The organism is Acetobacter sp. (genome assembly GCF_047723915.1).
GTDB lineage: Bacteria > Pseudomonadota > Alphaproteobacteria > Acetobacterales > Acetobacteraceae > Acetobacter.
Genome location: NZ_JBDOBQ010000022.1, coordinates 36,081 through 54,281 on the forward strand (window position 1 = coordinate 36,081; position 18,201 = coordinate 54,281).

General features: G+C 66.0%; 14 protein-coding genes, 1 other RNA gene and 1 pseudogene. 5 read left to right on the forward strand and 11 right to left on the reverse strand.

Translation table 11 applies throughout. From position 1 onward, the window contains the following. Window positions 1–30: 30 nt before the first annotated feature. From recR to ffs, 4 genes are all read right to left on the reverse strand, one after another. Entirely contained in the window at window positions 31–636 is a 606-nt protein-coding gene (recR, locus tag ABF990_RS11370; protein WP_415491413.1) for a recombination mediator RecR, read from the reverse strand. 33 nt (window positions 637–669) lie between these two features. Further along, entirely contained in the window at window positions 670–993 is a 324-nt protein-coding gene (locus ABF990_RS11375; RefSeq protein WP_415491412.1) for a YbaB/EbfC family nucleoid-associated protein, read from the reverse strand. 99 nt (window positions 994–1,092) lie between these two features. Then, window positions 1,093–3,423, reverse strand: coding sequence for a DNA polymerase III subunit gamma/tau (locus ABF990_RS11380; RefSeq protein WP_415500888.1), 2,331 nt, complete (start codon window positions 3,421–3,423; stop codon window positions 1,093–1,095). Window positions 3,424–3,506: 83 nt separating this feature from the next. Then, an RNA gene (gene ffs, locus ABF990_RS11385) (signal recognition particle sRNA small type) lies at window positions 3,507–3,605 on the reverse strand. A 133-nt stretch (window positions 3,606–3,738) separates the two neighbouring features. Here ffs and ABF990_RS11390 point away from each other — a divergent pair. The 3 genes from ABF990_RS11390 to nagA all read left to right on the forward strand — a co-directional run bounded on the left by ABF990_RS11390 (window position 3,739) and on the right by nagA (window position 7,128). Continuing rightward, window positions 3,739–4,191 (forward strand): hypothetical protein, encoded by a 453-nt coding sequence (locus ABF990_RS11390; RefSeq protein ID WP_415491410.1) that lies wholly within the window; start codon window positions 3,739–3,741, stop codon window positions 4,189–4,191. Window positions 4,192–4,605: 414 nt separating this feature from the next. Beyond that, on the forward strand, window positions 4,606–6,009 hold the full coding sequence (locus ABF990_RS11395) for an MFS transporter (protein ID WP_415506618.1): 1,404 nt from the start codon (window positions 4,606–4,608) through the stop codon (window positions 6,007–6,009). Window positions 6,010–6,024: 15 nt separating this feature from the next. Further along, window positions 6,025–7,128 (forward strand): N-acetylglucosamine-6-phosphate deacetylase, encoded by a 1,104-nt coding sequence (nagA, locus tag ABF990_RS11400; RefSeq protein ID WP_415500879.1) that lies wholly within the window; start codon window positions 6,025–6,027, stop codon window positions 7,126–7,128. Window positions 7,129–7,393: 265 nt separating this feature from the next. Here the strand turns inward: nagA and mdoH are convergent, their stop codons facing one another. Genes mdoH through ABF990_RS11415 form a run of 3 tightly spaced genes read right to left on the reverse strand, consistent with a single transcriptional unit; the run spans window position 7,394 to window position 11,560 of the window. Further along, window positions 7,394–9,547 carry a glucans biosynthesis glucosyltransferase MdoH gene (mdoH, locus tag ABF990_RS11405; protein WP_415500883.1) on the reverse strand — a complete coding sequence of 718 codons (2,154 nt, stop codon included), beginning with the start codon at window positions 9,545–9,547 and terminating at the stop codon, window positions 7,394–7,396. Then, window positions 9,535–11,079, reverse strand: a complete 1,545-nt coding sequence (locus tag ABF990_RS11410) for a glucan biosynthesis protein (protein WP_415491407.1) — start codon at window positions 11,077–11,079, stop codon at window positions 9,535–9,537. Before ABF990_RS11410 ends, mdoH begins: the two co-directional genes overlap by 13 nt. A 58-nt stretch (window positions 11,080–11,137) precedes the next feature. Further along, a complete protein-coding gene (locus tag ABF990_RS11415) occupies window positions 11,138–11,560 on the reverse strand; it encodes a winged helix-turn-helix domain-containing protein (RefSeq protein ID WP_415491406.1) in 423 nt (140 codons plus the stop codon). Between the two features lie 96 nt (window positions 11,561–11,656). On the opposite strand from ABF990_RS11415, the gene ABF990_RS11420 reads away from it, so the two are divergent. Then, on the forward strand, window positions 11,657–12,154 hold the full coding sequence (locus tag ABF990_RS11420) for a GNAT family N-acetyltransferase (protein ID WP_415500880.1): 498 nt from the start codon (window positions 11,657–11,659) through the stop codon (window positions 12,152–12,154). On the opposite strand, the gene recA is transcribed toward ABF990_RS11420, so the two are convergent. After that, window positions 12,133–13,161, reverse strand: a complete 1,029-nt coding sequence (recA, locus tag ABF990_RS11425; protein WP_415491404.1) for a recombinase RecA — start codon at window positions 13,159–13,161, stop codon at window positions 12,133–12,135. The genes ABF990_RS11420 and recA overlap by 22 nt on opposite strands. 350 nt (window positions 13,162–13,511) lie before the next feature. Further along, window positions 13,512–14,996 carry a gamma-glutamyltransferase gene (locus tag ABF990_RS11430; RefSeq protein WP_415500881.1) on the reverse strand — a complete coding sequence of 495 codons (1,485 nt, stop codon included), beginning with the start codon at window positions 14,994–14,996 and terminating at the stop codon, window positions 13,512–13,514. A 223-nt stretch (window positions 14,997–15,219) separates the two neighbouring features. Between ABF990_RS11430 and ABF990_RS11435 the strand changes: the two genes are divergently transcribed. Beyond that, the gene (locus tag ABF990_RS11435; RefSeq protein ID WP_415500882.1) at window positions 15,220–15,993 is read left to right on the forward strand and encodes a DsbA family protein; all 774 of its coding nucleotides are present in this window, start codon (window positions 15,220–15,222) and stop codon (window positions 15,991–15,993) included. Window positions 15,994–16,501: 508 nt separating this feature from the next. Here the strand turns inward: ABF990_RS11435 and hemA are convergent. Beyond that, window positions 16,502–17,764 carry a 5-aminolevulinate synthase gene (gene hemA / locus ABF990_RS11440; protein WP_415491401.1) on the reverse strand — a complete coding sequence of 421 codons (1,263 nt, stop codon included), beginning with the start codon at window positions 17,762–17,764 and terminating at the stop codon, window positions 16,502–16,504. 116 nt (window positions 17,765–17,880) lie between these two features. After that, window positions 17,881–18,201, reverse strand: a pseudogene (locus ABF990_RS11445) (hypothetical protein); the annotation flags it as partial.

Genomic DNA, 18,201 nt, shown 5'->3' on the forward strand with positions numbered 1-18,201 from the left:
CAAAACAGTTCATTTCAGGCATGGTGCATTTCAGGCCGGGCGGCGCGCGCCAAGGGCCGCGGCCAGCGTGCCGTCATCCAGCACGTCCAGAGCCCCGCCCATGGGCACGCCCTGCGCCACCCGGCTGACAGCAACCCCGTCATAGGGCTCCAGCCTGTCCATAAGCCAGTGCATGGTGGTCGCACCCTCGACCGTGGCGCCCAGAGCCAGAATGACCTCCCGCACCTGCCCGGCCGCAAGCCGCGCAAAAAGCGGGGCGATGTTCAGATCCTCCGGCCCCGTGCCGGATAGCGGAGACAGCGTGCCGCCAAGAACCTGATACACGCCGCGATGCACGCCCGCGCGCTCAAGCGCCCAGAGGTCGCCCACCGTTTCCACAACACAGACCACCCCGTGGTCGCGCAAAGGATCGCGGCAGATATGGCACGGGTCCACCGTATCCAGATTCCCGCATGACGAGCAGGTTCTGATGGCGGCCCCCGCCTTTTCCATGGCGCGGGCCAGCGGGGCCAGCCGGGTCTGCGGGTCCTTGAGCAGGTATAGCGCCACACGTCGCGCCGAACGGGGGCCAAACCCCGGCAGCCGCCCCAGAAGGCGTATGAGCTGCTCTATTTCCTGCCCGCCGCCCGCGTCCATGCCCGGCCTTTCTCCGCCCGTACCGTTAGGGATTTAGAACGGCAGTTTCAGGCCCGGCGGCAGGTTCAGCCCGCCGGTGACCTTCTGCATTTCTTCCGCCGCCGTGGCGTCCAGCTTCTTGCGGGCATCCGCACAGGCGGCCACGATCAGGTCCTGCAGCATTTCCATGTCCGACGGGTCTGCCAGCTTGGGGTCGATCCTGATGGAGCGCATGTCGCCCTTGCCGCTCAGCACTACGCTGACCATGCCCGCACCGGCCGCACCCTCAATGCTCATGCCTTCGAGCGTGCTTTGCATGGCTTCCATCTTGGCCTGCATCTGCGAGGCCTGCTTCATCAACGAGGCAAGGTTTTTCATGGTCATCCCCCCTGGGTTTCAAAACCGTATCATTATCCTGTGCGCCACCCTGGCAGGGTATGACCTGCCAGCGGCGGCCCGGCCCGCATACTCCCGCCTTCAGCCCGGCGGGCGGCCCGGATCGTAGGGTCGTTCATCATCGTCCAGCAAGGCCGCGTCAAGCGGGGCGAACGCGAAATCAGGCATGTCCGCCCCGAAATCAGGAGCGAAATCGGGACCGAAATCCGCGCCGAACGCCTCGTCAAACGCGGCTTCGGGCACGCCGGCGAACCCTGTTGCCAGCGCTTCGGGAATTTCCTCGGGCGGGAGGCCGTAATCGTCCAGCCCGTGATCGCGCACCTCACCCAGTTCGGCGTCGGGAAAAGCAGCCAGGATCGCGCGCACCAGCGGGTGGGACGCGGCCTCCCTGCGGCGGAACTGGATGACCTCCGCCCCTTGCGCGTCCAGCGTGGGCTCGCCCTCGGCGTCGGACACGCCAACCTGCCACGCCATGCCCGTGGCGCGTTCGAGCACCTGCCGCAACTGGCGCGGCACATCGGCTGGCACACCGGGGGCAAGCCGCAGCACGATCTGGCCGGGTGCGAACGACACCAGATGGGTCGCATGCCGTAACTGCCCATGCAGGATGGCCTCGCGCTGGTCCTTGACCAGGGCCACGGCCTCACGCCAGGTGCGGGGTATGGCGGGGGCGGCGTCTGGCGCGCTTTCGGCCATGTCGGGCTGTTGCGGAGTGGGGTGTTGCAGGACGGGCTCAGCCATGCCCGCGGTCTGGGCCTGCGCCCCCGGAGCCAAGGACAGCGCGGCAGACCCCGCAACCATGCGCAGATGCGCCCGCCCGCCACCCGGCTGTTCCGGGCTGTGCGCCACGTTCCGAGACAGGCCCGCAGTACCCGGAGCGGTGTCCCCGCCAGACCGGTCCACCTGAATACCGGATGACACAGGCCCCTGCGGTAGCAGCGCAGTACCGCGCCCCGCCTGCGGAGCGGAGGACGGGCCACCCGCGCCACCAGACGCCGTGCCCCCGGCGGACGTACCGACGGCAGCCCCACCGGAGAGACGGCGCACCAGATCCTCGGGCGAGGGCAGGTCAGCCACAAAACACAGGCGGATCAGCACCATATCGGCCGCGGCGCGGCGGTCCGGCGCGGTTTCAAGTTCCTGCAGGCCCTTGAGCAGCATCTGCCACGCACGCATGAACACGGGTACGGGAAAACTGGCCGCCATCTGCGTACCGCGCACGCGCTCGGCCTCGGGCATGTCGGCGGACTGCCCGGCCGACGGCACGGCCCGCAGGCGCGAGAGCGTATGCACGAGTTCGAGCATGTCACCCAGCACAAGCCCGGCATCGGCCCCGCGCGCATGGGCGGCGTCCATCAGGGCCAGTGCCTGTTCCGGCTGGCCGGTCAGGGCGGCTTCCAGCAGGTCGAACACAACCTCGCGGTCGGCCAGGCCCAGCATGTCGGTCACGACCGAAGCCGCGATCACGCCCTGGGGGTTGGCCCCGCCCGTGCCGCTGGCATTGTCGCTGCTGCCCTGGGCAATGGCCTGGTCCAGCAGGCTAAGCCCGTCGCGCACGGACCCATCGGCCGCACGGGCGACAAGGGCCAGCGCATCGTCCGACAGGCGGACATGTTCCTTGTCCGCGATGCGTGCGAACAGCCCCACCAGATCGGCCTGGGGCACGCGCCGCAGGTCGAAACGCTGGCAGCGCGACAGCACCGTGACCGGCACCTTGCGCAGTTCGGTGGTGGCGAAAATGAACGTGACCTGTGCTGGCGGTTCTTCCAGCGTCTTGAGCAGGGCGTTGAAGGCATTGCGCGAAAGCATATGCACTTCGTCGATGATGAAGACCTTCATGCGCCCCTGCATGGGGCGGAAACGCGTGGCTTCGATAATTTCGCGCACGTCGTCCACACCGGTGCGCGAGGCGGCGTCCATTTCCAGCACGTCGGGGTGGCGGTCGGCCAGAATGGCCAGGCAGTTGGGGCATACGCCGCACGGGTCCGCCGTGGGCCCACCGTTGCCGTCCGGCCCGGTGCAGTTGAGCGCACGGGCAATGATACGCGCCGTGGTGGTCTTGCCCACCCCGCGCACGCCCGTGAGCATGAAGGCATGGGCCACCCGCCCCAGCGCGAAGGCGTTGCGCAGGGTGCGGACCATGGCCTCCTGGCCGATCAGGTCATCGAACGTGGTGGGGCGGTATTTGCGCGCCAGCACCCGGTATGGGGTGGCGGACTGCGCGGCAGGGGGCGCGGCAGCCGGTACGCCGGCTGGGAGCGACACAGAGGGTGCGGCCGCAGGCTCGGGCTCTGCCACAGAGACGGGCGCCGATGGCGGGGGTGCGGGGTCGCCGAACAGGCCGGGCCCTTCGGGTTCGGGGCAGGGAAGGCCCTCGTCCTCGGGGGGCAGGGCGTCTGTGTCGTCGGTCATGCCGGGTCCGAAAAAAGAAGCGCGTTGCTGCGCGCCATCCCCCTTGCGCGGGGGGCGGTGCCGCCGCAGGGGGCGGACATTCCGGTGGAAAGCCGGACAATGACCCGGACAAAACTTGTCATGGCTGCTTCCTTCCGGACCTGACCGGGGTTGGCAAGGTATCCGTCCACTGCCGACTTTCCGGGTTCACACCTAGCATCAATCGCGCCATCATGCCAAGCCTGCACTGCACGCCCGGCTTGTTTCTTTGACCCGAGCGGCCTGTACAGGCTAGAAAACCGGCACGCACAGCCGCAAGAACAGGAGAGCCCCGCCGTGTCTGGTTCCGTATCCGGTTTTAACCGCCTTTTGGCGCTGGGCTGCGTCATGGCGCTGTTCTCCCTGCCGGTTGCCGGGGCCATGATCTCGCCCGCCGCCGCCCAGGATGACGAAGCCGAAGCCCCGCCCACCCCGCGCGACACGGTGCCCAACCGCAAGCTGCAAAGGCAGCTTGCCATCCTGCATTTCAGACCCGACGCCGCGAGCGATGGCTGTGTGACGGCTCTGAGCGCTCTGCACAAGACACAGGACCAGTTGACGCAGGAAGAAGCACGCTTTCACGATCAGGACGTTGTGGTGGCGCAGGATGTGCTGGAGTCGGACTTTGAAAATTCGCTCGAACACTGCTCCCCCGACGCGCAGGCGCTGTGCGCGCAGCCCAACCCTTCCGCCGGGCTGGCGCAGGCCTGCGCGCAGATCGACAACGTACCCGAACCGGCTGCGGACTGACACCCCGGCCACAGGCGCGGCCGGAACGGGTGAAGGCAGGACAGGTATCGGCAGGACAAATATCAGCAGCGCGGGCACTGGCTGGGCAGATGCTGGCACGGCAGGCCCGGGCAGAATGAGCCCGTCCATGCAGGCTGGCGCATGAGCGCGCCGCCCCCCCGGTCCGGGCAGCCCCCTGCCGGAACGATACCAGTGGGACAGACACCCCCCGGACCGGCAGCAGACAGGCAGGGACCGGATGAGCCGGGACCAGTCGGGCAGCCGCCGCACGGACAACCACCGCGCGGGCAGACACCCGTTGGGCAGGCCTTCGCTGAACAGGCATCCACTGGGCAGGCACCGCCTGGACAGACACTGGCTGGGCAGGCATCGACCGGGCCGCGACCGGTCATGCAGGCACCGGGGCAGGAACACATGTCTGCCCCCGACACCGCCCGCACCCTTACGGCCTGCCCCACCGGCGCTTACGGGTGGAAACCCCTGGTACTGACGGCAGTGCTGTTTTTTATCATCGGGTTTGTCACATGGCTGAACGGGCCGTTGATAACCTTTGTCCGGGTGGCGTTTTCGCTCGACACGATCAGCAGCTTTCTTGTCCCGCTTGTTTTCTACATCGCATATTTCCTGTTCGCCGTGCCGGCCAGCATGGCCATTGCCCGCACCGGGCTGCGGCGCGGACTGGGTTACGCCCTGCTGATCATGGCCGTGGGCATGGTGCTTGTGGGCCAGGCCATGCGGGCGGAGTCTTACCCCGCGACACTGGCGGGGTTTCTGGTTCTGGGCGCGGGACTGGCCATGCTGCAGGTGTCGGTCAATCCGTATGTCAGCTTTCTCGGCCCGCGCGAGCGCGGGGCGCAGCGTATCGCCATTATGGGGGTGTGCAACAAGCTGGGTGGCATTCTTGCCCCGCTTGTGCTGGCAAGCCTTGCCATGCGCCACATTGCCGAATTTGCCAGCCAGCTTGCGGCACAAAGCGACCCGGATATCCGTGACGCCCTGCGCCAGCAGTTCCTGTCGGCCATTTACTGGCCCTATCTTGGCATGGCGGCAATTCTGGGGGCTACAGCCTTCTGGGTCGTGCGCTCGGGGTTGCCGGACCTGGACACCACAGGCGCCACCCCCCTGCCCCGAACGCCACCCACCGCCACGCCGGGCCACAGTGCCCCTGCTGCACCCCCGCCCTCCGCGAGCGGGGCATACAGTACGCCTGCGCACGCTGCCGTCGCACCGCCCCACCCGGCTCCAGCTCCAGATTCGGCCCGGAACACCATATGGTCCAGCCGTGCCCTGCTGGGTGCGCTTGCCATGTTCGCGTATGTCGGGACGGAAGTTCTGGCCGGGGACGCCATAGGTACCTATGCGCAGGGCTTTGGAATATCCCTCGACCAGACACGCTTTTTTACGTCCCTTACCCTGTCATGCATGCTGCTGGGCTACCTTACGGGGCTTGCGCTGTCACCACGATTCATAACGCAGGAGCGGTATCTTCTGCTGTCCTGCACCATGGGCGGGGTGTTCAGTCTCATGGCGTTTTTGACTCACGGCTATGCCTCCGTTCTGGCGGTCAGCCTGCTGGGCTTTGCCAATGCCATGATTTTCCCCTCGCTTTTCCCCATTATCCTCAATGGGGCGGGGCGGGCTGCGGCACCGGTCTCGGCCATGCTGGTCATGGCCTATTGCGGCGGGGGGATTGTGCCGCAGGTTTTCGTGGCTCTTGAACCTCTGCTGGGGTTTCAGTCCGCCTTTGTGGCCATCACGTTTCTGTCCTACGGCCTGATCGCCGCCTACGGCACGCTGTTTTCACACGACCATGACTGATACGGGACCTTTCGCATGCCAGACCTGAGCGGCCAGCTTGTTCTGCCGGACCGGATCCTGCCCGGCAGGCTTTCCTTCACGGATCGCCTGCATGCCATAACGCCTGAGTCCCATGCACCGGAGCAGTATATTCTGCCCGGTTTCATAGACTGCCACGTCCATGGCGGGGACGGAGCCGATACCATGGACGGCGTGGCCGCCATCCATACGCTCAGCCGCTTTCATGCCCGGCATGGCACCACGACCCTGCTGCCCACCACCATTACCAACCCATGGCAGGACGTGCTGGCCGCGCTGGCGGCCATTGCCGAAGTCATGCGCCAGCCGGTCACCCACGGCCCGGATATTGCGGGAGCCCACCTTGAAGGACCGTTCGTCAGCCCGCACCGGCTGGGCGCGCAGCCGCCTTTCACGCTGGACCCCACGCCCGAACGCGTGACCCAGGCCCTTGCCCCGGGCTGCGTGCGGGTCGTGACCCTGGCACCCGAACTCCCCCATGCCGACACCGCCATGGACCGGTTCGCCAAGGCTGGCGTGCGGGTCAGCCTGGGGCATACCACCGCCGGTTACGATCAGGCCGAGCAGGCCATCTGCCGCATATGTGCGGCGGGCGGTGTGGCAGGGGGCACCCACCTGTTCAACGCCATGCCCGGTATTGAAAGCCGCAGGCCCGGCCCCTGTGCCGCCCTGATGTGCAGCGACGCCTACGCGGAAATGATTTTCGACACCCACCATGTCCACCCCGGTACATACAGGCTTGCCCAGCGGGTCATGCCCGACAGGCTTGTTTTCGTGACCGACGCCATGCGCGCAACCGGCCTGCCCGACGGGCCCAGCCAGCTTGGCGGACAGGATGTCATGGTTGAAAACGGCACCGCCCGCCTGCCCAACGGCAGCCTTGCCGGCAGCGTGCTGACACTGGACACCGCCCTGCGCAACGCTGTGGCGGCAGGCACGCCGCTACCGCAGGCCGCAGCCCTGCTCAGCCAGAACCCAGCCCGCTATCTGGGCCTTGCGGACCGGGGCGCACTTGCACCAGGCCACCGGGCCGATCTGGTAGTGATGACCCCCGACCTGCATGTGCGCGAAGTCTGGGTGGCAGGCGCACGCATTGCCTGACACGGCAGAAGCGACAGACAGATCAGCACGTGAACAGACCAACACATGGCGGGCGGGACTGACAGAGCAGACAGGACCGAGCTGCTCTGAAAGACCGGCGCATGCGGCGCGAGAACTTCTGCCGCCTGAAAAACCCGCCCCCAAGCACCTGGCTACAACATATCGGGAGAGCGCAAGACCCGTGGCCTCACGCCCACGACTTCAGGCCCGCGCAGCTTCACGGCAGGTATCGCCTTTTGCGGCAGGCCCCTGCCCCGCAGTCCTGTCAGTCGGGCAGGCGCAGGATGGCGTCCACCCCCCTGCGGGTCGCCAGAACGGCTGCTTTTTCCTTGAGCGTCAGTGCCTTGTCGGCGGCACCAAGGCTGGTGGCTTCTGACAGCTTGACCAGACCCACGAGTTGATCCGCGTTGATGGGATCGCCCGGCTGGCGGTCTGGCGGCAGCATGGCCATATGCGCCTGCGACAGCCCTGTATCGGCCCGCAAAGCGCGCAGGGCGTCCTGCGGCAGCGCGGGACCCTGATCGGCTTCGAGCCCCTGGGCAAGCTGGGTCAGCACCTGTGGCGGCCGGGTTTCTTCGGGCACGAGCAGCAGCCCCGCCTTGCGGAAATCCAGCCCGACCGAACGGCTGCTGGTAAAGGCCACCAGTGGAATGGAAAACACCAGCCCGAGCAGAACAGGCGTCATCCAGAAGAACAGCGAGGACGACACAACCCATGCCCCGGCCCCCAGCAGAATGCCGAACACCGTAAACCTGCCGTACTGGCGGACAATATCCCACAGCGGAATACCGCCATCGTCGCGGCGCTGGGTGTTCCAGCCCGAATCGTGCCCGGTCAGGATGGAAATCACGCCCGAAGTCTGGATGAGCATGGCAATAGGGGCAATCAGCCCGCCAATGAGCGTTTCCGCCAGAATGGACAGGGCGGCCCGCAGAGCGCCACCGCAGCCCCGCCGTGTCCCGCCATCGAACAGGAGGGCGATATAGGCCAGTAGCTTGGGGGCCAGCAGAATGATCATCGTGCCGATGAACACGTATTTGGCCTGCACCGGATCGACATGCGGCCAGTGCGGGTACAGCAGCCGTGTATCGCCAAAATATTCCGGCCGCTCGAAATGGGCCTGCAGCGAAATAAGAATGCCGGTCAGCAGGAACACAAGCCACAGGGGCGACGTGACATAAGCCCCGATGCCGATGACCATATGCATGCGGCTGACCCAGTGCAGCCCCGTCGTGGGCAGCACCTTGACGTGCTGGAGGTTCCCCTGGCACCAGCGCCGGTCGCGAATGGCCACGTCGGTCAGCGAAGGGGGACTTTCCTCGTAGGAACCGTCCAGTGCGGGGATCATGTGAATGGCCCAGCCGCCGCGCCGCATCAGGGCTGCCTCGACAAAGTCGTGGCTGAGGATATGCCCGCCAAAAGGCGGCTTGCCCGGCACATGCGGCAACCCGGCCTGGCTTGCAAAGGCCCGGGTGCGAATAATGGCGTTATGGCCCCAGTAATTGCCTTCCGCCCCGTGCCACCAGGCAATACCGAAGGCAATGATCGGACCATAGACCCGGCCCGCGAACTGCTGCATGCGGGCAAAAAGCGTGGTGCCGCCAACAATGACCGGCAAAGTCTGGATCAGGCCTACGCCGGGGTTACGCTCCATGGCGGCGGCCATGCGCACCAGCGTTTCCCCCGACATGACGGAATCGGCGTCCAGCGTCACCATATGGTCGTACGCCCCGCCGAAACGGCGTACCCAGTCGCCCACATTACCCGCCTTGCGTTCGACATTGTTATGCCGCCGGCGGTAGAAAATGTCCCCGTGCCCGCCGGTCTGCTCACGCAGGGCAAGAAAAGCCGCTTCCTCCTCAACCCAGATATCGGGATTGGTGGTGTCGGACAGGATAAACAGGTCGAACGCCGCCATCTGCCCGGTTTCGCGCAGGCTGGTGTAGATGGCCTTAAGCCCCGCCATGACACGGTGCGGCGGTTCGTTATAGGTGGGCAGCAGCAGGGCGGTGCGGCGGGTCAGCACAGGCAGGGGGCCGGTGCGGCTGATCCCCAGCCCCAGCCCGCCATGCGCCACCAGCGAGCAGAACCCCGCCACGGCGGATGTAAACGCCAGCGCGATCCACATGAACAGGGCAATGAACAGCACCAGCATGATCACACCCAGGGTGGAAATTCCTGCGGCGTCCATGACCTTGTGGGTGCGCCACGCGCCATAGGCGGTCAGGACCAGGGCGGACCCGATCACCGACAGACGGCGCAGCGCGATGGAGCGGGGCGACGTGGCGGGAACGCGCGCACGGCCCTGCATGTCGGGTGCCGCATGCAGGTTCTGCACGGGCATGGCCAGCGGGGATTCGGGCGGGAGGGCCGGGTATGAAGGAGACGGCACGGTCGTATGCTGGCTTACGGCGTCCATCGATACAGCCACTGTTCTGAAATCGGGCCGCTATCGGTCTCCAGCACGCAGGTCATATCCGCCACCTTGGCATCGCCGGGGACAAATTCGAACGTCGTGCGCCAGCCGTTGATTTCGGGGTTGGGCTCAACCACCACATTCCGCACCGACCCAGCCGACACCTTGGGGGTGACATGGAAATGCGTGTCCTTGGGCAGGTGGTCGAACGGCGTTCCCAGAAAGTCGATTACAAAGAAACGCGCATCGCTGTTGTCTGTCGCGGCCCCCACCCGCGTGGCGCCAATCCGCGCCAGAGGTGTGGGGAAAGGCACGTCCCAGCCCCAGTACATGCGGTAGGTATAGCTGTATTCCTTGCCCGCGCGCATGGGTTCCTTGGGCCGCCAGAACGCGACGATATTGTCGTTCACCTCGTTCGGGGTGGGAATTTCCACCAGATCGACCCAGCCCGCACCCCAGTCACCGATCGGTTCGATCCACAGGGATGGGCGTTTTTCGTAATGCAGGGCCAGGTCTTCGAAATCGTGGAAGGCGCGGCGGCGCTGCATGAGCCCGAACCCACGCGGCGAAACGTCGGAAAACGACGACATCTGCAGATCGAGCGGGTTGCGCAGGGGGCGGAACAGTTGCAGGTCCGCGCCGGTCCACATCTGCAGGGCTTCGCTGTCATGAGCGGCGGGGCGCCAGTCATCGATATGGTTGTGATCGTTGACGTCGAAATAGAACATGCCGGTCTGGGTGGCCACACCCGGCTGTTCTATGGTCGTACGCGGGAACAGGGTGCTCTGCACATCGAACACCGTGGTGTCGCCCGGCCGGATGGTAAAGCGGAATGCCCCGGTCAGGGACGGGCTGTCCAGCAGCGCGTGCAACACGACCGACTGCACGCCGGGCTGGGGTTTTTCGAGCCAGAATGCGCGGAAAAGGGCGAATTCCTCCCCCTTCGGATCCCCCGTGCCGTTGGCGAACCCCCGGGCCGAAAGACCGTAGATCTGGCCCTTGGCCACCGCGCGGAAATAGGACGCCCCCAGAAAGACGCAGAATTCCTCCATGACCGTGGGGGTATTGATGGCCGTGCGCAGGCGCAGCCCCGCGAATCCCAGTGAATCGGATGTTCTCAGCGTGGGGTCGGCATAGGTGAACAGGTCAGGGGAATAGGGAACAGGGGCTGAATGCCCGTCCTTGACTTCGTAAATCTCGATCCTGGGACGGTAGAGGAACCCGCGGGGGAAAAACTCGACATCGAACGCAAGACCGTCACCCGCCCACAAGGCCCGTTCGGGGCGGTAGGCAATGCCGCGATATTGATCGAAACTGAGATTATCCAGTGCGCCGGGCAGGTGCTGGTCGGGCGCGCGGTAGGACGCACCGGCGAGCCGCCGCGCAATCTGGGTCACTGTATTGTCGTCGAATGTGCCGGTCGCTCCGGTGATATCATCGGCCCGGGCGGGACGCACGACTCCGCCCACGACAGATGCCAGCGCAGCACCTGCCCCCGCCTGAATGACCCCACGTCTTAGCACATTGAATGGCACACCTGTCTCCAGTCTTTAAAACCTGTCCGGCGGGATTTTAGTCATGTCTGGCAGTTTGTCACGCTGGTACGGTTTTTTCTGGGCAGGTCACAGGTGCGCCCAGCAGGGCTTCGATCTGCGCAAGGCGGTCAGCAGCCAGCCGGGCGGTCTGCCGTTCGACATCGCGGTAAAGGTCGAGCACCTGCTGACCGACAGCCGTAAGCCCCGCCCCGCCACCGCCCCCGGGTTTGGTCTGAACCAGAGGGTGGGCAAAAAGCCGGTTCAGGCTGTCGACAAGCAGCCAGGTGCGCCGGTAGGACATGCCCATGGCGCGCCCCGCCGCCGAAATGGAGCCGGTTTGCGCAAGATGTTCCAAAAGTCGTATCTTGCCGTGGCCCAGGGCCGGGCGACCATCCACATCCACCCGCAGCGTCAGCCTGACCCGCCGCGCGGAAGCATCTGTCAGGCCTTGCGCCGTCTCAGCCGTCACCCCGTCTGTCATGCCACCTACTTTTCCCGATTATGGTCTTGACGAAAACAATCCCTAGAAAACAGTTCCCGCATGAACACTTCAAGCGCAGATACCATCTGGCGTGTTATGACGCCAGACGATCTTGTTCCCGTCCTGCAACTGGCAGGTACCTGCTACCCTGACTATCCCGAAGATGCCGCCATTTTTGCCGAACGGCTGGCGCTTGCCCCCGAAGGGTGCTTTGTGCTCGAACGGGGCGGCGGGCTGGCTGGCTACCTTGTCAGCCACCCCTGGAAAGGGGCGCTGTCGGTCCCGCTCAATACCCTGCTCACCCACCTGCCCCGGCTGCCCGACCGCTGGTACATTCACGACCTGGCTCTAGCCGACACCGCCCGTGGCGGCGGCCATGCCAGAGCGGGCATCGCCCTGGCGGAAAATCAGGCCCGCAGGCGCGGCCTGGCATGGTTGAGCCTGACCGCCATCGGCCCTGCGGTACCGTTCTGGCTGCGGCAGGGCTTCGCCCCTGAACCAACCTGCGCGAAAGAACGGGCCATACTGGCGCAGTACGACGCCAGCGCCCGCCTGCTTTCACGCGCGGTGGATCAGTCTTCCACTTCGTCCTGATCGGGGGCGACCATCATGGCCTCGGCCACGACCCCGGCATCCTCACGCACGCGGCGTTCGATATCGGCCGCCATGTCGGGATGGTCGCGCAGGAACTGCTTGGCGTTTTCACGCCCCTGCCCGATCCGCTGGCTGTCGTAGGAGAACCAGGCCCCCGATTTTTCCACCACGCCGGCCTTTACGCCAAGGTCGATCAGCTCACCCACCTTGCTGATGCCCTCGCCGTACATGATGTCGAATTCCACCTGCCGGAAAGGCGGGGCCATCTTGTTCTTGACGACTTTCACGCGGGTCTGGTTGCCCGTGACCTCGTCCTTGTCCTTGATCGACCCGATCCGGCGGATATCCATGCGCACGGAAGAATAGAACTTGAGCGCGTTACCGCCGGTCGTGGTTTCGGGGCTGCCGAACATGACCCCGATTTTCATGCGGATCTGGTTGAGGAAGATGATCAGCGTGTTCGAACGCGACACCGTACCGGTCAGCTTGCGCAGGGCCTGGCTCATCAGGCGGGCGTGCAGGCCCACATGGCTGTCGCCCATGTCGCCTTCAAGCTCCGCACGGGGCACAAGGGCTGCGACACTGTCCACCACCAGCACGTCGATCGCGCCGGAGCGCACAAGCGTATCGGCAATTTCAAGCGCCTGCTCGCCCGCGTCGGGCTGGCTGATCAGCAGGTTGTCGATATCCACGCCCAGCTTCTTGGCATAGCCGGGGTCCAGCGCGTGTTCGGCGTCGATAAACGCACAGGTGCCGCCCCGTTTCTGCGCCTCGGCAATGGCATGCAGGGCCAGTGTGGTCTTGCCCGAGCTTTCGGGGCCGTAAATTTCCACCACGCGCCCGCGCGGCAGCCCGCCGATACCCAGGGCGATATCCAAGCCCAGCGAACCGGTTGAAATCACATCGGCCTGTTCTTTCGGGCGCTGGCCCAGCCGCATGACAGAGCCTTTGCCAAAGGCCCGTTCGATCTGCCCCAGAGCACCTTCCAGCGCCTTTGCCTTGTCCATTCTACTCTATCCCTCTGCGTTTGGGCCCTCTGCTCTGGGCCTTCCGCCGCGAACACTCTGCCCACGGGCCGGACATCGGACTTCAACCCCTGCCACAATGCCCGGGGCCTCGCAACGCGCACTCACCAACCGACAGTCCGCGAACCGACTCCGGCAAGGCGCGTTAAGAATATGATCTCTTTTTGTTCTTTTATAGAACAAAAAGCAAACACTTTACTAACAAACCCTGTGCACCCGGGTCCGGCCCCATGCCCGGCGGCCCGAACCGGGGGCCGTTTTCCACGGCATTCCGGCAGACCCGTGGAAATACCCTGCCCGGGCAACACGGGTCACGCCGGGCCGGGGTGCTGTCACTTCCGCCGTTTTACGGGATGGCGGGGCGGCGGGGGCGGGGCAGCGACCGTCTGTGGCTGTGCGTAGTCGCGCGGGTCGGTCCAGCCGAAACAGGCACCCGCGCCGGGCAGGCCCTGCGGGCAGGACACAAGATTGGCGCGCCCCAGCCCCTGTGTAACCTGCGGGCGCACGCCCGCCACAGCCGCGTGCAGGGCAATGGCCGCCGTATCGGCCGCGACATTCTGCCCCGACGCAGCCGCCGCCCCACGGAACTGCCCACCCTGATGGGCAATGCCCGCCGCCAGCAAAGGCTGCGGCAGCCGCGTGGGAGAGGCCGCCAGAACAATCCCCGTGGACCCGGCAATACGGCCCGTGCCGAACAGGTTGTTCATGCTCAGCGCGCAACTGACCGTGCCGCCCAGGCGGTCGGTCACCACAAAGCTGGTGGAGGCAGGCAACGGAACAAGCGTGCCGCCCGTTGGCAGCCCGCCGCCTTCGAGCATGGCCTGCGCCTGCGCGCCACCCTGCTGGGTGGCCGGACGCGCACGCCATGCCGCTACGACCTGATCGGCCCGGGCGCCGCGCGCGCCTGCCAGATAGGCCACGGCCATACCCAGCCCGCCATCGGCGGGGGGCGGCAGGAAGCTGAGATCCACGCCATCGGCCCGGGCGGTCAGCGGGGCCTGTGTTTCCGCCAGGGCGGCGCGCAGGTCGGCCCGGGTCAGACCGCCGCCGGACGCCTGCGCGCCCTCGACAAATGTCTGGCCCAGCGAACCGTTGTAAAGATCGCCCACACCGGCAATGCGCAGGCGCTCCAGCGCACCGGCCAGACGGGGCTGAAGCAGAACGTCGTTCGCGCCCAGCACGGCACCGCCGTCATCGTTGCCGAACACGGCCCGCACGGCGTCATTGGCCACCAGCGGCGCCTTGACGGCGTTCAGGTCGGTCGCCAGCAGGCCACTGACCGGCACGCCCTGCGCGGCCAGCCCCCGGGCGGGAGAGATAAGCTGCGAGAAGTCCACGCTGCCATAATGCAGGTGCATGAGGAACAGCCCGCGCGCCAGCATGGGCACCGCCGCCGGGCGGTCCGCCTTTGCATCGGCCGTGCCCGCCCTGGGCAGGAAGATGAACGCCTGGCCCGCGGTGTCGCCCGGCCGCCATGCCAGACAGGCCCCGCCGCTCCCCAGCGACGCGCGTGACGGCAGCGTGACAGACAGAGCAAAGCCCAGGGCCGTCGCCGCATCGGCCGCATTGCCGCCCCGGGCCAGCACGTCCCGCGCGACCACGGCGGCGCGGGGTTCGTCAGCCGCGACAGTGCCCACATAGCCGCCCGTGACCGGCTTGATGGTGTGTGTGCCGCCGCAGGCGGTCAGTGTTCCCGCAAGGGCCACCCCCAACGCCAGCGTGCGTGCACGACCAAACCGCGACAGACTGGACAGGGATGCGCTGAACCGGACAGAGCTGGACCGGACAAAACCGTTTTTCTTGAACTGGGCAGCCACGCCTTGATGTCTCCACTGCTGGCCCGCTACCCGGCGTGTCTTCCGGCGGGCGGACGCATCCTATACTCCAGTTCGATTAACCTGCTTTGTAGCAGGCAGCAACACACATGCGCCCCCAAGCGCACCGGCCGCGTGAACAGGACCGTCACGGCGCTGCCCCGGCAGCGGGCTTGCGGCCCCCATCGCCGTGCCGTACCATCCGGTTTTACGGACATAGGACACCATGACCCAATTCCCCTCCTTTCTTTCGCGCCTGGCCGCTGGCGGCATGCTGGCCGCCCTGCTTGCGAGCACGACCCCGTTCGCCGCCCATGCGCAGGGCAGCAGCTTCACCCCCGCCCAGAGGGCTGAAATCGTCAGCATCGTGCGGGACGCCCTGAAAACCGACCCGTCGATTCTGTCCGACGCGGTGGCGGCGCTGCAAAGCAAGGCATCCGAACAGAAGGCGGCCTCCGCGCTGGACGTGGTGCGCCGCAACGCCCCGCTTTTCGGTGACAGTTCGACCGACATCGTTCTGGGCAACCCGCATGGCACGCTACGTGTGGTGGAATTCTACGACCCGCGCTGCCCCTACTGCCGCAAGATGCTGGGTGATCTGGATACGCTGATCGCGGCCACACCCGACCTGCGGCTGGTGGAAAAGGTCATTCCCATTCTGGGGCCGAACAGCATGCTGGATGCGCAGGCCATCATGGCGGCCGGGCAGCAGAACGCCTATCTCACGTTCCAGAAAGCGCTCATGACCGATACGTCCGCCCCCGGGCAGGATCGTATCCGCCGGGTTGCGGCACAGGTCGGGCTGGATGTGGACAGGCTGGAACGCGACATGAAAAGTGCGCCGATCGCGACCGCCCTGGCGAAAAACGTCGCACTGGCCCGCTCCATCGAGCTGGACGGCACACCCACCTTCCTGATCGGTGACAGGGAAATCATTCCCGGCGCGGTATCGCTGGACGAACTCAAGGCCGCCCTGGCGCGCCTGAAAAAATCTCACTGAACAGAAAAATCCCACTGGACACGGACTGGACCCAGCAGGTCGGCACCCGGCCTGCACCCCCCGGTCCGGCCCAAGGGAAAGGACCGGATCGCCGCTGCAACCCATAGCGCCCGAACCCGTTACAGTACCGACAGGATGGGCGACAGACAGACAGGAGCGGGTCTTTCAGAAACAGGGTGCGGCGAGGGGCGAGAGTTTTTTTGCAGCCCCGAAGGCGGGGCCGCTGCGCCAGTGCAGGCTGACGGGACGAACAGCATTCAGCCCGGAGGTCAGCCCGGAGGAGCGCGCCACATATGCGCGCCCGATTGGCTGAAACAGGTTTTTCCATCCGCTCCCGGCAGGGTACGCCCCCCGTTGGGGCTGCAACATGGGCCCTGCACCCGGCAGGGTTCACGGCCCGATGTGCCGCCCACCCTGTCGGGTGGTGTTGGCCAGCCCTGTCAGGCGGGCCGTAGAGCGGCCCCGGTCAGGCAAAACCCCTGTGAGGCAACCCCGTCAGGAAGCCTCTTCAGGCAGCCTGACCCGTGCGCTGTTCGGGCATGAGCCCTTCCGCCCGGAGCAGGGTGGCGAGGGCGCGCACCATGTCGTCCATCATCTCATCCGTATGGAAGGGGCCCGGTGTCAGCCGCAGCCGCTCTGTGCCCTCGGGCACGGTGGGGTAGTTGATGGGCGTTGCATAATGGCCGAACTCGTTGAGCAGGCGGCGGCTGATGCGTTTGCAGCATTCGGCATCCCCCACCGGAATCGGCACGATATGGCTGGGGGTCATGGTAAAGGGCACCCCGGCGGCGCGCAGGCGCTGGCGGAAGGTGTTGACCCGTTCGAACAGGGCCTCGCGCCGCCAGTTCTGGGCGCGCACCATGCGGACGCTGGTCAGCGCCGCCCCCACCACGCAGGGTGGCAGGGCCGTGGTGAAGATAAAGCCCGAAGCGGTTGAGCGCAGGAAATCGATAATGCCGGCGGCAGCGGTAATGTAGCCGCCATGCACGCCGAACCCCTTGGCCAGCGTGCCTTCGATAATATCGACCTGATCGGCCACGCCGTCGCGCTGGGACACACCCCCGCCCTCGGCCCCGTACAGGCCCACGGCATGCACCTCGTCCAGATAGGTGAGGGCACCGTATTTACGGGCCAGCGCACAGATGGCGCCGATATCGGACATATCGCCATCCATGGAATACACGCTCTCGAACGCGATCAGCTTGGGCGCGTCCACAGGGGCTGCGGCCAGTTTGCGTTCAAGGTCTTCAAGGTCGTTATGCTCGAAAATGACCGTCTGCGACGCGCGCGCGCCCTTGATCCCCGCGATCATGGAGGCGTGGTTGAGCCTGTCTGAAAAACAGATCCAGCCGGGCATGGAGGTCAGGATGGTCTGCAGGCTGGCCTGGTTGGACACATAGCCCGACACGAACAGCAGCCCGGCTTCCTTGCCGTGCAGGGACGCCATTTCGGCCTCGAGTTCGTTATGCAGGGGGCTGGTGCCCGCGATGTTGCGCGTCCCGCCCGCACCCGCTCCGTGGCTGCGCACGGCGGCAATGGCGGCTTCCTGCACTTCGGGCACGACACCCATGCCCAGATAGTCGTTGGTGGACCACACAACCACGTCACGCCCGTCGGGCCTGTCGGGACGGTCTTCGCCATAGACGGGAAAACGCTCGGCATGGCGGGCCAGCGGTGTGAAGTTACGGTAACGCCCTTCGTTCCGGATGCGGTCGAGTGCCTCGTCGCAGTGTTCGTAAAAAGGGTGTCGGGCGTTTTTGATCGCTCCCACGCTCGGTGTCTCCTCGCTCCTTATCGCGAACGGCAGGGCAGAGCGGTTGCCCGGTCATTCAAAACCGCATGGTCCAGACCGGTCGGCCGGCCAGTCTTTCAGGGGTGCATGCGGCCTTAACGCACATACACCTGCACGACCGGCTTCGTCACGGACGAATCCGGCATGGCCGACATCTCCACCTGTGCATCGGAGGCACCCACCTGGACGATTTCCGCCATGACGGCCCTGCCGTCACCTTCCACCAGCGCGGTCAGTGCTGCCTGTTCGGCCTGCGGGTCCGCCTGCCGTGGCACCAGACAGCGCACGACGAACAGGATATCCGGCTTGCGAGTGAGGGCCAGACGGACAATCTTGTCAACAGGTTCGCGCCATTCCGCCTCGGGCGTGCCCGCGATCAGCGTGATCAGGGGGGGAATCGGCGGGGGTGCCGGGGG